The organism is Niallia sp. M35 (assembly GCF_050971705.1).
Classification (GTDB): domain Bacteria; phylum Bacillota; class Bacilli; order Bacillales; family Cytobacillaceae; genus Niallia; species Niallia circulans_A.
In genome coordinates this window covers 15543-30511 of sequence record NZ_JBPCEP010000030.1, presented here as the reverse complement: position 1 = coordinate 30511, position 14969 = coordinate 15543, and the positions used below count along the sequence as shown (strand labels likewise).

The 14969-nt window shown below is 31.8% G+C and carries 9 protein-coding genes; 6 read left to right on the top strand and 3 right to left on the bottom strand.

Features of this window, described 5'->3' with window-relative positions; translation table 11 throughout:
* Positions 1-24: 24 nt before the first annotated feature.
* A complete protein-coding gene (locus NiCM35_RS25940) occupies positions 25-1203 on the bottom strand; it encodes a CDP-glycerol glycerophosphotransferase family protein (protein WP_433780883.1) in 1179 nt (392 codons plus the stop codon).
* The gene (tagD, locus tag NiCM35_RS25935) at positions 1196-1591 is read right to left on the bottom strand and encodes a glycerol-3-phosphate cytidylyltransferase (protein ID WP_095334292.1); all 396 of its coding nucleotides are present in this window, start codon (positions 1589-1591) and stop codon (positions 1196-1198) included. The genes NiCM35_RS25940 and tagD overlap by 8 nt, the downstream gene beginning before the upstream one ends.
* A gap of 535 nt (positions 1592-2126) precedes the next feature.
* Here tagD and NiCM35_RS25930 point away from each other — a divergent pair.
* Complete coding sequence (locus NiCM35_RS25930) at positions 2127-4247, top strand: CDP-glycerol glycerophosphotransferase family protein (protein ID WP_164464098.1); 2121 nt, start codon at positions 2127-2129, stop codon at positions 4245-4247.
* Between the two features lie 83 nt (positions 4248-4330).
* Here the strand turns inward: NiCM35_RS25930 and tagU are convergent, their stop codons facing one another.
* Positions 4331-5257 (bottom strand): polyisoprenyl-teichoic acid--peptidoglycan teichoic acid transferase TagU, encoded by a 927-nt coding sequence (gene tagU / locus NiCM35_RS25925; protein WP_095334293.1) that lies wholly within the window; start codon positions 5255-5257, stop codon positions 4331-4333.
* A gap of 565 nt (positions 5258-5822) precedes the next feature.
* Between tagU and galU the strand changes: the two genes are divergently transcribed.
* From galU to NiCM35_RS25900, 5 genes are all read left to right on the top strand, one after another.
* The gene (gene galU / locus NiCM35_RS25920; RefSeq protein ID WP_433780882.1) at positions 5823-6725 is read left to right on the top strand and encodes a UTP--glucose-1-phosphate uridylyltransferase GalU; all 903 of its coding nucleotides are present in this window, start codon (positions 5823-5825) and stop codon (positions 6723-6725) included.
* 314 nt (positions 6726-7039) lie between these two features.
* Positions 7040-10924, top strand: a complete 3885-nt coding sequence (locus tag NiCM35_RS25915) for a PA14 domain-containing protein (protein WP_433780881.1) — start codon at positions 7040-7042, stop codon at positions 10922-10924.
* 507 nt (positions 10925-11431) lie between these two features.
* Positions 11432-12250, top strand: a complete 819-nt coding sequence (locus NiCM35_RS25910; RefSeq protein ID WP_095334296.1) for an ABC transporter permease — start codon at positions 11432-11434, stop codon at positions 12248-12250.
* Between the two features lie 16 nt (positions 12251-12266).
* Positions 12267-13076 carry a teichoic acids export ABC transporter ATP-binding subunit TagH gene (tagH, locus tag NiCM35_RS25905; RefSeq protein ID WP_433780880.1) on the top strand — a complete coding sequence of 270 codons (810 nt, stop codon included), beginning with the start codon at positions 12267-12269 and terminating at the stop codon, positions 13074-13076.
* A gap of 161 nt (positions 13077-13237) precedes the next feature.
* On the top strand, positions 13238-14791 hold the full coding sequence (locus NiCM35_RS25900; protein WP_095334297.1) for a glycosyltransferase family 2 protein: 1554 nt from the start codon (positions 13238-13240) through the stop codon (positions 14789-14791).
* Positions 14792-14969: the final 178 nt, after the last annotated feature.

Below are 14969 nucleotides of genomic sequence, written 5' to 3'. Positions count from 1 at the left end.
ACACCCCCCACTTCTTTATATATATTATTGTTTTGTTAACCAGCTATTTATTGTTTGAACAACATTTTTACTAGAATTACCAATTGAATACGTATTCCACTCTTGATGGAAATTTGCTATTTTTTCCATTTTGAAAGATGAAAGATGAATAAATTGCACAATTTCTTCCGTTGAATAGGCAATAGGACCGGGAACTAGTTCATGATAAGGAACCCAAAAGCCTCGAGTTTTTCTATATTCATCTAAATCATATGGATAAAAAATCATGGGCTTTTGTAAAAAGGAAAATTCAAAAGGAATTGATGAATAATCGGTTATTAATATATCTGTAATAAATAACAAGTCATTTAAAATAGGATAATCAGAAAAATTATAAACAAAACCATTGTATTCACTAAAATCCATTTGATTAGTTATACTGGGATGAAGTCTCACGAGAAATATATAATCGGATTCTAATCTATCTTTTAAATAGGAAAAATCTAATCGAATTTGATTAGCTGATTCTTCTTCGTTTTCGCGAAAAGTTGGAGCATATAGAATGATTTTCTTATTTTTTAGATTAGGATATTTTTTATAAAAACTGGTTTTTATTTTTTCCATATGATCTTTATCAAAGAAAATATCAGTTCTAGGTATTCCTGTATTTAATATTTGCTGGGAGGAAGCAGAGAAAGCTTCGCAAAAGATAGCTGACATTTTATCTGATCCAGAGATAATATAGTCAAATTGTTTATAAACGGCTGCAAATCTTTCCTTGGCATTTTTGGAACGATCTTTGACACTTAAGTCATTCCATCCAAATGTTTTAATGGCACCATTGGCGTGCCAAATTTGTAGTTTTTTAACATTTTTTTTGAATGATACAGAAGATAAGAAACCGTAATAATTATCCAGCACAATCACTTGAGATGTTGCTAGATGAAAAATTCCTTTCAGAAAAGATAAAGGATACTTGGGAGAAAATAATAAAACCGGATCTGTTATCATTTTGTCATTAAAAAATCGATAGGTTTTATAATCAGCTAATAAAATACATGGGATGTTTGGATTGTTCTTCTTCAGTTCATCATAGAGATGAGTTGTATTTTCAACAAAAGACACACAAAAAACTATTTTCTTCTGTAAAGGAAATAGTTTTGCTATCTCAAATAGAAAAGAAAATAGTTTTAAGTATAAGTAAATGGCTAACTCTCTAACCATTTACTTTAAATAGGTCCTTTTTAATTTTTGTTGTAGAGATTCCAACGGTTCTTGGAAGATATACAACTTCACAATAATCTTTCAAGAAGTCAAATTTTCCTTCCCAATCGTCTCCCATAACGAAAACATCAATATTATGATCCACAACGTCTCTGATTTTTTGATCCCAATCATGCTCTGGAATTACTTCATCCACATAACGGATTGCTTCTAAAATCATTTTGCGATTATCGTAACTATGATATGCTTGTTTGTTCTTAATGGCATTAAATTCATCACTAGAAAGTGCAACAGTTAAGTGATCTCCCAACTCTTTAGCTCGTTTTAAAATATTTATATGGCCCCAATGTAATAAATCAAAGGTACCATAGGTAATAACTTTCTTCATTTTTTTCCTCCTACAATTATAGACAATTTAATAAGGATAGAATTATTAAAAGGCTAATTATTTAAGATGTGTCATTTGAAACACCTATAATAATTGTTCCATGTTTGAATGATGATTGTGAAATCGAAAAACTTTTTTTTAGCTTTCCCTAATTATCTTATTTTAAAACTTTTTCCGCTTATTGACAAGTATCATCATTGCTTTGTCATAAAATGAAATATTTATGCAAAAATTGTTTAAAATAATAGTAAAGAATGTTTTCTTATCATTTATCAAATGAATGCATTTTATCCTTGTTTAGAATAGCGAAAAAAGGTGATTTTTTATTTATTCCTCTCTGCCATTATTTGAAGTTTTACAACCTTTATAAATGTTGCTCTCATGGTTGATTGAATTCCGGCACATTGTTATATATAATGTTGGTTAGGTGTTTTATAAGAGAATGGATGAATAAGAAGTTTGTCGGATAATGGATAAACTTTATAATTCAATAACTTGATTTAATGGAATTTGCATTTTGGAGAGGGGATTCTTAATGAGTGAATCTGGATTTAATCATAAACAAATACAAACGATCAGCATTATCCACAATATGCTCAGTATTCAATTTGGTTTTAAAACAAGTATCTTAGAGGATAATAAAGCATCGTTCCTCATTTTAAATAGAAAGACGGAAAATGAAAAATATCTGCCATTTCATACATTGGACGATGAAAATACGATTGGAAGTTATGAAGTTACCATTGATTTACATAAAGAAAAAGATTTTTTTGGACAATCTGGAGTATGGGATGTCTATATTGTTGTTGAGTCTGAAGAAGATGAATACAAACGATATCGTATCGTAAGTAATCGTCAAGAATTAAATTTGATCTACTATCAATATGCTGATATGGGCACTGTTTTTTATCCATATACAACTAATAAAATGAACCTTTCCCTGAAAACAACGAAAAGGTCTTTTATTTCGAAAGTAGAAGATGCTTATCTTAGTAAAGACGGTTTATTAAATATTAGCGGATATGTATTAGATACAAAGCTTATGGGCGCTAAACATGATATGAAAAAAACACTAATCATTACAAATCATTTAGATGATGAGCAGTATCGTCTTCCTTTAGAGAGTGTGACTAGAACGGATTTAACCGAATTATACGGGGATGGAATCAGAAATTATGATGATATTGGGTTTAAAGGCACCTTTTCTATAAAAGAATATTTACATACATCTGAATTAATCTATTTCCGATTCTATATAGAGCTTTCTTATATAGATAATGGTGAAGAGATAGTAAAGGTCAGTCCAAGATTAACATTCAATCCTTTTAATCCTCTGCAATCGCGAAGAGCTAAAGTGATCAGAATAGATGGAATAGATAGAAGAATTTTTATTAAAAAGACCAAGGTAAAGAGCTATCTTTCCGTCAAAGTATATGTTTACAATCGTTCGAAAGAATGGAAAAGTAGAATCAGAAGAAAATTGACTGATATTAAGAGAAGTCGAAAGATCAAAGCGTTATATAAAAAAGCATTTAAGTTGATGGGATATGCACCGGTTCGAAAAAAATCCGTTGTATTTGAAAGTTTTGCTGGAAAGCAGTTTAGCTGTAATCCAAGAGCGATTTTTGAATATATGCAGGATTTTAATCCTGAATATAAAATGTACTGGAGTGTTGATAAAAAGTACATGAAAAATTTCGAAGGAAGAAATTTAAATATAGTGCCACGCTTCTCTATTAAGTGGTTATTTATAATGGCTAGAGCCCAATATTGGGTGAGTAATAGTCGCTTACCATTATGGATTCCAAAACCAAACCATACAACCTATTTGCAAACATGGCATGGCACGCCACTGAAAAAATTGGCTGCCGATATGGATGAAGTGCATATGCCTGGTACAAATACAGTTAAATATAAGAACAACTTTTTAAAAGAAGCATCTAATTGGGACTATTTAATTTCTCCTAATGCGTATTCTACTGAAATATTTCAAAGGGCTTTCGCTTTTAATAAAACAATGATTGAATCTGGATATCCTAGAAATGACGTGTTACATGTAGATAATACGGCAGAAAACATGGAAGCTTTAAAACAAAAATTTGCTTTACCAATGGATAAGAAGATTATTCTGTATGCACCGACATGGCGAGATAATCAATTTTATGGAAGAGGAAAATATAAATTCGATTTAGAATTAGATTTAAATATGCTTCGTGATCAGCTTGGCGATGAATATATAGTTTTATTGCGCATGCATTACTTAGTAGCTGAAAACTTTGACTTAACACCATACACTGGCTTTGCTTTTGATTTTTCAAATTATGAAGATATTCGAGAACTTTATTTAGTGTCGGATATTTTGGTAACAGACTATTCTTCCGTATTTTTTGACTATGCCAATTTAAGAAGACCAATGATTTTCTTTGTATATGATATTGAAGATTATCGAGATAATTTACGTGGTTTCTATTTTGATTTTGAAAAAACAGCCCCGGGTCCACTAGTGAAAACGACAGAAGAAGTTATTCAATCTATCAAAGAGGCGGAAGTTAACCCAATAAGTGATAAATTCAATACCTTCTATGACAAGTTTTGCTACCTAGAAGAGGGAAAATCTGCTGAAAGAGTAGTAGAAGAGGTTTTTAACAAAAGGTAATCATTAAAAAGTAAAACTTTAAGGCAATAAAAAAAGACCAGTTTAGGTCTTTTTTTATTGCCTTATTCTTATTCTTTTTCTCTTTATTTTACATCCAAGTGTTCTTTTAGCTCATTTTGAATTTTTGTTTTTTCTGCATCGTCTACAATTAAATACCATACTTTATCGATTGTTTGCCCAGTGCCTTTAATCGTAAGCTGCTCAATATTACCAGCTGCTGCTTTGTATTTAGATTGAATATCAATCATTTCATCGAAGGTAATATTTGTTTTGATGTTCTTACTTAACGCATCAAAGATTGAATCAAAATTTGTTAAAGAGCTTAAGCTAGCTCCTTCTTTAATAACAGCTTGGATAATCATTCGCTGTCTTAACTGTCTACCGAAGTCACCTCTTGGATCATCATAACGCATACGGGAGAATTTTAATGCCTTTTCGCCATCCAAATTAACTGGTCCTTTTGGAAAGTGGGTTCCTTGATAAGTGAAATCTAAATCATTATCTACCGTTACTCCGCCAACAGAATCAACAATATCTTTAAAGCCTTCCATATTAATTTGCATAAAGTAATCAATTGGTATATCGAGGAAGTTTTCTACCGTATCCATCGACATTGCAACACCGCCAAAGGCATATGCATGGTTGATTTTGTCTGTAGTACCATGTCCAACTATTTCAGTGCGAGTATCGCGCGGGATACTTAGCATTTTGACTGACTTTTTATCAGGGTTTACCGTAAGGACAATCATTGTATCCGATCTTCCAGAGTCACCATCACGCTCATCGACACCCAGCATTAAAACGGAAAAAGGCTCCTTGCTGCCAAGGTTTAAAGTATCCGTTCTTTTGGTCGTCTGTCTATCAATCGGCTCATGCATATTATTAACAGCTGTGGAAAGGGAATTCCATACAGTATACAGATATATTCCTATCCCAATTATAAGGAGAAGAAGCACAATACCCGTAACCTTTAACCATGTTTTCTTTTTTTTCGGTTTATTTCTACTCATTTAACAATATCCTCCATATCTTGACAAAAAATGATAGTAAACTTATTTCAAGAATAGCAGAAATCATCTCTACTGAACATCTTTTTTAGTAACAATAAGAAAAGCAACATTGCCTTTCAATCAGTAATACTTAGCAAATTTATAGTCATTTGTTTATCACAGGTCTTTTGGAATGATTATTAAATGTTATGGATAAACTTTTTGTATATAATAAAGTCATGAAAAAGAGCTTAGTACTCTATTATTATGGGAACATGCAGTAATTATTATCCGGCAAAGCTAATCTTCCATGCGTAATATTTCGTAAAGATTGTTTAAATAACGAAAAGTATATGATAAATGTTCTATAATAGATGATGATACACTAATCCCTGAATGTATAGACGATCTTTAAAGGAGAAAAGTTGCAAAAAAATTAGGTTTTTGTTTATTTATGTGAAAAAATGGCGAAATAATGGGAATACCATCAAAAAGTGTAGCCATAGAGCTTTTAGTTGGATTGCAGTATACTAAAGATAGTAGCAAGAGACTCACTAAAAATTTATTTATAAGAGAGGTATTTTTTATGAGTAAAGTGAAAAAAGCGATTATCCCTGCTGCAGGATTAGGAACTAGATTTTTACCAGCAACGAAAGCAATGCCGAAAGAAATGCTGCCAATTGTGGATAAGCCAACCATTCAATATATTGTGGAGGAAGCTATAGCATCTGGGATTGAAGATATTCTTATTGTTACTGGGAAAGGTAAGAGAGCGATTGAAGATCACTTTGACAATGCCTTAGAATTAGAAGAAAATTTGATTGCAAAAGAAAAATTTGCCTTATTAGCAAAAGTGCAGGAATCTTCTAATGTGGACATTCATTATATACGGCAAAAAGAGCCAAAAGGATTAGGACATGCTGTTTGGTGTGCAAGAAACTTTATTGGCGATGAGCCATTTGCTGTATTATTAGGGGATGATATTGTTGATAATGACAAACCATGTCTAAAGCAATTGATGGATCAATATGACCAAACTCTTTCTTCTGTAATTGGTGTACAGGTAGTACCCGATTCAGAAACCCATCGTTACGGAATAATTGACCCTTTACCGGATACAAAGAGAAGATATCAAGTAAAGAAATTTGTAGAAAAACCTGAGCAAGGAACTTCACCGTCTAATTTAGCGATTATCGGAAGATACATATTTACACCACAGCTATTTCATTTTCTTGAGTCACAAGAAGTTGGCACAGGAGGAGAAATACAACTGACAGATGCCATTGAAAGGTTAAACAAAATTCAGCGTGTTTTTGCATATGAATTTGAAGGAAATCGTTACGACGTCGGAGAACAATTTGGTTTCATTCAAACAACGATTGAGCTGGGGTTAAAACGTACCGATATTAATCCACAATTAAGAAGTTATATATTAGAGCTGGCTGAAAGACTAAAAGAACAAGAAATGAATAAACTTTCTAAGCAATAATTTTTAGATAGTTTTTGGGAAATAAAATAAAAGATAGAGAAAACTGCCTTCTTAATAGGAGGCAGTTTTTTGTAGTATAGTTAAATAAATCACTATAAATAAGTCTTATGGACTAGTTCTGGTGGATGGGTGAATTTTTATAAAAATAGCAATTTTGACAAGAATCGATAAAAAATAGATAATATTACCTACGAAAATTTGTCGAATCCTCTTAACATATTTACCATTTTACTAGATAATAGAATATAGAAAAAATAGATAGGAGTGAGTGGGAAATAGAAACTCGAGTATTTTGGAGAATAGCAGGTACAGCTTTGTTTTTATGTTTTCTTTTGTTGTTAATGTCACCCCAAACGAACATAAAAGCAGCAGAAAATACATGGTCCTCCAATTTTTACAATAATAAAAACTTATCAGAAACACCTGTTTCTAAATCGTATAACAATATAAGATTTAATTGGGGGAAAAACGAGCCTATAGCCGGAATAAACAAAGATAATTTTTCCGCTAGCTTTGAAAAAAATATAACTATTTCGGAATCACAAAAAGATTATTTTCTTCATACCTATGCAGATGATGGTGTGAGAATGTATTTGGATAATCAAAAGAAAATCGATCGTTGGACAAGTTCAAGTAGAAATTACTCAGCAGCACCAATGACTAATTTATCTGCGGGCAATCACACCGTAAAAACTGAATATTATGAAGGCGGAGGAAATGCTGTATTATTTGCAGATATGCTTCCTTTCGGTTCATGGATTGGTTACTTTTACAATAATGAAAAATTCAGTGGCAATCCGGAAGATGCCTTAGTATTTACTCCAGATAAAAATGGCAATTTAAGCTTTGATTATCAGTATGGTAAGCCTAATGCTAAAGGAATTGGATCTAATCATTTTTCTGCTAAATTTTTTACCTATAAAAAATTGCCAGCAGGAAATTATATTTTACAAACAAAGCATGACGATGATACACGTATCTACATTGATGGGAAATTAGTTCTCGATAGTGATCGAGTTTCTCAAGATACTAGACTAATAAAGATTGAGAATAGCCAAGGAAAGGATGTCCATGAAATTCGAATTGAATATGTAGAGAAAACAGGAAAAAGTTATTTGCAATTTTCTCTAAAACCAGTTCAAGAAGCATTATCAACATCCACTTGGTTTGCGTCCTATTTTAATAATACAAACGTTTCAGGGAACGCTTTTGTTTCAACAGGAATAAAAGATATTAAATACAATTGGGGGAAAAGCGCGCCAAATGCTTCAACCAATAAGGACAATTTCTCAGCATCGTTTTATAAGCTTTTAAATAAAGGGGATTACTTTGTTTATACATTTGCAGATGATGGTGTACGAGCGAAAATTAATAATTCCATTTTGTTTGATCGCTGGACAGGCAGTTCAGGTAAAGCAAATAAGGCATTAATCACCAATCTAAATCAGAATAATAATGTGTTTCAGTTAGATTATCTTGAAAAGACAGGTAAGGCGTTTGTAAATGCAGATGTTCTTCCATTAGGACAATGGCTTGGCTACTATTATTCTAATACTAGCTTAAAAGGTGCCCCTGCAAATAAAACCATTTTAAAAGGGGATGGCAAAGGAGCATTTAGTTTTAATTATGGCAAGAATGCCCCAATGTCTGGTATACCAAAAGATAATTTTTCAGCAAGCTTTACAACTGCCTTAAGGCTTAATCAAGGTGAGTATGTAATCCGTTCTGTCGCAGATGATGGCATTCGTGTTTATGTGGATGATAAATTAGTTATCAACCGTTGGACATCTGCGAATTCAAAGGAAGACGCATATAAGATTAATATAAGCGATAGAACTAATGAAGCAGATTCATCGAAAAGAAACATTCATTGGATAAGAGTGGAATATCTTGAGAAAAAAGGAAACGCGAAATTGAATTTTGATATTAAGCCTATTAATCAAGTAGTTACAAACCAGGAATGGATGAATATTTTTTATCCTAACACCAGTTTATCTGGCAATGGAACAGTTATAGGTGGATTAAATTCAAAGAATAAAGTTTCAAGCATCCAGTATCTTTGGAAAAAAGATGCTCCTATAGCAGGGATGCCAAAAGATAATTTCTCCGCCTCTTTTTTACGGAAAGTTTCGGGAAACAATGATTATTTTGTTTCCACTTTTGCAGATGATGGCATTCGTGTAAAACTAGATAATAAGACGGTAATCGATCGTTGGAAGAATTCTAGTGGGACATTTGATAAGGCAATTATTAAAGGAGCAGGAAAGGGAGAACATATCATTCAAACAGATTATATGGAGAAAACAGGAAATGCTTATGCGTTTGCTGATATCCAGCCTTTAGGTAATTGGGTAGCTTATTATTATAATAATAAAAATCTCTCTGGAGCTCCGGTTACATCAAATGTAATCAATAATTCTAATTCTAATACGCTTACCAAGGATTATGGGAAAAATGCGCCGATTTCAAAAATCAATAAAGATAATTTTTCAGCAAAATATGTGACTGCTAAAAGGCTGGATGCAGGCGAATATGTTATTAGAGGATTATCAGATGATGGTGTAAGAGTGTATATAGATGGAAAACTTGTCGTTGATAATTGGAAAAATGGTTCTTATCGTGAAAAAGCAACAAAGGTAAAAATAGATAATGTAAATGGCGATAATGTTCACTGGATTGAAGTGAGATACTATGACAATAAATCAACGGCTAAATTCCAAGTCTCTATCCAGCCATATAATGAACAAAACATGATTGATGGTACTTGGTATGCAGAGTATTATCCAGAGGTAATAAACAAAAATCAATCACCTTCTTACAAGGTAACAGATTCAAAGAGAAATGTTGTTATTGGCGGAAAAGATTCTTTAAATAAAATCTATAATATCGATTTTAATTGGAAGAAAGGATCTCCTGATAGTGCTATTCCTTCTAACAAGTTTTCGGCTGTTTACAAGAAAGTGCTTAATGTTACGGAGAACAGTAATTACAATTTTAAACTGAAAGCAGATAACGGAGCAGTACTTGAGGTGGATGGAAAAGTACTAATCGATGCTTGGAATGGGAATATTGGTAAAACAAAAGAAGTAATTGGTTACTATCTACCAAAAGGGAAACATACTTTTGTGATTAAATATTATGAGGGAAGCGGCGATGCGCATCTTTCTTTTGATATGGAAAAATCAAAAGTAGTGACAAAAACTTATAATGACTTGAAAACTTCATTAAACGATGCTGTGAATATTCAACTTAGCAAAAATGCGCAAACAGATAAAAAGTATAAAGCATATATGAGAGAAGATGCCTTTGAATATGTAAGTAGCAAGAATGATTATGCTTTTGTTAAGAGCGGTACGTGGAATGTTAGAGGTGGGACCAGCAAAAATAGTTGGGTTATAGGTACCTTTAAAGGAGATTATAAAGTTACCATTCTATCAAAAACAGCTAAGAAAGACAGTGACGGGAAATACTGGTATGAAGTTGACTTTTATAAATATTCGGTGCCAGTAGGGAAAGTTAAACCCGATATAACACCGAAGTATACAGTTAAATATAATACGTGGGTAAACGCTAGTCCAACTGACATTAAATACTATATTAATCCAAGTAATTTTGAGAATGACAACAAGCAGAAACTACAATTTTTATTATTATCTTCTAGTGCGAATCTAAATTCAAAAGAAGTAAATGATAAAATACTTAAAAATAGAGGGATTCTAGCTGGAAAAGGAAGTTCATTCAATAAAGCGGGAGAAAAATATGGTATTAATGAAATTTATTTGATTTCCCATGCTTTATTAGAAACTGGAAATGGAACTTCAAGTCTGGCAACTGGTATAAAAGTTTCTAGTGTCGATGGAAAAAAAGTTACACCGAAAACAGTATATAATATGTATGGTATCGGGGCAGTGGATGGCTCTGCAGTAAAGAGCGGATCTGAATATGCATACAAGATGGGCTGGGATACTCCAGAAAAAGCGATTATAGGTGGAGCAGAGTTTATAGGGAAGAATTATATTAATAATGCAACATATAAACAAGACACACTTTATAAAATGCGCTGGAACCCTAGTAAACCTGGTGTACATCAATATGCTACAGATATAGGATGGGCAAGCAAACAAGTAAGCAGTATGTATAATTTATATAATATGTTAACTTCTTATCGTATGGATTTAGAGATACCTAAATATAAATAAAAGCGAATTAACAAGGTCAGAATACAAGTGTTCCGACCGGATTTAAAGTCAAAGCCAAACAATTACATGTTGATTGTTTGGCTTTTTATGGATAAGAAGGTTGTTTCAGCGAACTCTCCTGAAGCTGAGGTTGTGAATCGTAGTTTTAACCAATACCTTTTATTGGTTAAAACTTTCAAAATATAGGGTAGTAAAGATAGTATAAATACCTTGCTGTCACTACCTCTATCGGTAGTGGAATGAAAGGTATTTATGATAAGGTTTGAAATCTATCTTTTTTCTTTATATAATGTTTGATAGATTGTATGATCTAGGTTGAAATATTTCATTTCAAAATAAGCGGAAAGGATGTATAGTAATAAAGGCATTGCAATTTATGCTAACGTATGATTAATTTAAACAAGAAATAAACATTGTATTCCTCAAAATAAATATATATAGTGTAATCCCATTAATTTTGGTGAGAATAGATAATGGGAACAGCTTAAAGAAAGGTTCTATAAGATAATGGCTTCTATTGTTAAAGTATTAAAAGAGCAAGTTAATCATTTTCATTTAATTAGAAGATTATCCCTTTATGAGTTAAAAAGTGCTAATCGCAATAACTATTTAGGGATCTTGTGGGAAATAATCAATCCGGCAATCCAAATTTCGATTTATTGGTTTGTATTCGGATTTGTACAAAAAAGGCATGATGTAAAAGGTGTTAATGGAGAAACCTATCCCTATTTTATATGGATGCTTGCAGGTATTTTGATTTGGTTCTTTATATATCCTGCCATAACGAAAAGTTCTAAATCCATTTACACGCGTTTAAGAATGGTATCAAGGATGAATTTTCCATTAAGTGTTATACCTTCTTATGTCATTATGTCATTATTGTATCCACAATTATTATTAATGGTTCTAGTAATGATTATATATCAATTTATTGGGTATCCAATTTCCATATACTATTTGCAGATTCCGTATTTTTTATTTGCTGCAGTTATGTTTTTATTTGCGCTTGCATTAATAACTTCAACTATTTCTACCATTGTAAGAGATTTTCAAATGCTTTTACAATCTTTAATGAGGGTTCTTTTGTATCTAACTCCGATTTTGTGGCCTGCTAATCATCTAGGAGACAAATTTGAGAAAGTAATGCAGATAAATCCGGTTTATTATTTAATTGAAGGTTATCGCTATGCCCTTTTAGGACAAGGCTGGTTTGTCACAGAGCATCTAGGAATTACGATCTATTTCTGGAGTTTAGTACTTGTGTTACTTTTTGTTGGAACGTATATGCACGTTAGATTTAGAAAACACTTTATTGACTTTTTATAAAATTGGAAGTGGTTTAATGGAGAAATCAGTTATTGTTAAAAATTTAACAAAACGGTATAAATTATATGAAAATAGCAGCGATAAATTAAAGGATATTTTCTTGCCTAAAAGTTATGGGGAACCTTTTTATGCTTTAAGAGATATCAACTTTGAGGCAAATCATGGCGATGTTATTGGATTTGTCGGAGTAAACGGATCAGGTAAGTCTACTCTATCGAATATTATTGCAGGGATTGTTCCACCGACAGAGGGAACAGTAGAAATCGATGGACAAGCCTCTTTAATTGCCGTAGCTGCTGGTGTAAATAATGAACTTACGGGTAGAGAAAACATTGAATTGAAATGTTTGATGCTTGGTTTTTCGAAAGAACAAATAAAAGAGCTGGAACCAGGAATTATTGAATTTGCTGAATTAGGAATATTTATTGATCAGCCTGTGAAGTCATACTCTAGTGGGATGAAATCACGTCTAGGCTTTGCCATTTCGGTAAATACAAATCCAGATGTCTTAATAATTGATGAGGCATTATCTGTAGGAGATAAAGCTTTTGCTGAAAAGTGTTTAGCGAAAATGGATGAATTCAAAAAAAATGGAAAAACGATGTTCTTTGTCAGTCATTCGATTGGCCAGATGAAAAAATTCTGTCAAAAGGGAATATGGTTAGAACATGGTCAACTGAAAATGGAAGGGAAAATTGATGAAGTTATCCCTGCCTATGAAGAATTTTTAGCTAAGTATAAAAAGATGAATGATAAAGAAAAAAGGGAATTTAGAGAACAGGGCTTTAAAAAGCAAAGTGATCCCGAATATATTGGAAAAATATAGACCGCCAGATAAGGCGGTTTCTTATTTGTGTAAATTTGTTTTAGTTCGTAGAATATGTGGAATAATAATGGAAAATTACTTTTTCTTGGTATATGATGAATGATAGATATAATAGTAATTTATATATTGGAAAATACATATGGATTGGGGAGGTTAATGGAATGACTGAATCCTATAACCGAAATAGCTTTGAAAGAGAGAATAATATTCATTACAACACGGATGGATACTATGTATATGAAAAAAAAGCAAACATTTTAGGAATATTTAAGAAGAAAATGGACAAATTAGTTACAGTTGTTACTCCGGTATATAATGCAGAGGAAAATATAAAGAAAACGGTTGAATCTGTCATTAATCAAACAATGGATTTTAATCAAGTGGAATATATCCTTGTAGACGACGGATCGACTGATAATTCACGACCTATTCTGCTAGATTATGCTAAAAGATATCCAAATAGTATTAAAGTTGTTTTTCTGGAAAAGAACACCGGTACGCCTGGACATCCAAGGAATTTAGGAATAGAATTATCTACTTCTCCATATGTGACATTTTTAGATGCAGATGATTGGTTAGAAGAAGATGGTTTACAGACATTGTATTCTATTTTAAAAGAAACAAATGATGATTATGTGGTGGGGAAAACGATTCAGGTCGAAAGCAAATCAACAAAGATTGTTGGAGAACATGAATCATGCATGGAAAGAAGAAGTGTACTTCCTACTTCAATTCCCCATATCTTTCAACATTTAGGACCAAGAGCAAGAATGGTAAAAACATCTTTATTAAAGGAAAATAATATTAAGTATCCAGAAATGAAATTTGCTGAGGACAAGCAGTTTTTCATCGATGTTTTAGTCCATGCGAGTGCCATCTCCACTACAACCAAAACGATTTACTATTTAAATCGTTTGGATGAAAATAATGCTTCACTAACGAAACAAACTGATATCATGCATAAAATGGATACGAATATTAAAGTTATTAACTATGTTAAAGCAAAGCAATTGGATGAACAAATAGAAAAAATGATTTTAAATAGATTATATGAGTTTGACTGTATTACAAGATTTTTTAATAGACAGCATTTTTTCAAAAGCAAAAATAAGAGTGCCTATTTTAAAAAATTTGCAGAGGTAGTCGAAACAACAAAGGATTTAAAATATGATATAACAAATCAATTTTTCCATCATATCAATAAATCTGCTTATCAAATGTACCTAAATGGTGAATTTGACAAAATAGCGAAATTATTTATGTGGGATAAAAGTCAAAAAGTGAAGGAAGTTATTGTTAATGATAACTTACCATATATGATCACTCCTGTTGAAGGATATGAACATATAAGAGTATCAATGGCAGCTTTCTTTAAGGACGGAAGTTTCCAAGAAGATGGTTATACATTTAAATTCTATGTATATGGAGATTATACGGAGAATTTAAATGAATTAATTTTTCGAAATCGAAGCAATCCAGACGATCAATATTCCTTCTCTATTTCGAAAGCTGAAGAGTATCTCTATGAAACATTTTTACCTAACTCAGCATTAATACAGCTAGCAAAAGGAAGCTATGGAATCTTTATTAAATATAATGATTATCAAAAAGTAAGTATAAGCCGAATAGATCCTCATCAAAAAGTATTAGATAAAAAATCCTTTCATTTTTATACAACCGTTAACTCTAATTTAGGATTGAATGTTGGAAAATAGAAAGAAAACAGTGGCTTTTTTAAGTCACTGTTTTCTTACATGAAAAATCGTATACTAACTCTATTGAACGAACGATAATTGGTGAAAAATGTATTAATCAGTTGAAACCTTCTGGATTTTTATACGTCTTATATTATGATAGTAAACAAAGCAATTATTTTTATGTAATATAATTGTA

Coding starts and splice junctions, on each gene's coding strand:
- tagH (WP_433780880.1), top strand. CDS start 12,267: ATGGAGAAATCAGTTATTGTTAAAAATTTAACAAAACGGTATAAATTA.
- NiCM35_RS25910 (WP_095334296.1), top strand. CDS start 11,432: ATGGCTTCTATTGTTAAAGTATTAAAAGAGCAAGTTAATCATTTTCAT.
- tagD (WP_095334292.1), bottom strand. CDS start 1,591: ATGAAGAAAGTTATTACCTATGGTACCTTTGATTTATTACATTGGGGC.
- NiCM35_RS25900 (WP_095334297.1), top strand. CDS start 13,238: ATGACTGAATCCTATAACCGAAATAGCTTTGAAAGAGAGAATAATATT.
- tagU (WP_095334293.1), bottom strand. CDS start 5,257: ATGAGTAGAAATAAACCGAAAAAAAAGAAAACATGGTTAAAGGTTACG.
- NiCM35_RS25930 (WP_164464098.1), top strand. CDS start 2,127: ATGAGTGAATCTGGATTTAATCATAAACAAATACAAACGATCAGCATT.
- galU (WP_433780882.1), top strand. CDS start 5,823: ATGAGTAAAGTGAAAAAAGCGATTATCCCTGCTGCAGGATTAGGAACT.
- NiCM35_RS25940 (WP_433780883.1), bottom strand. CDS start 1,203: ATGGTTAGAGAGTTAGCCATTTACTTATACTTAAAACTATTTTCTTTT.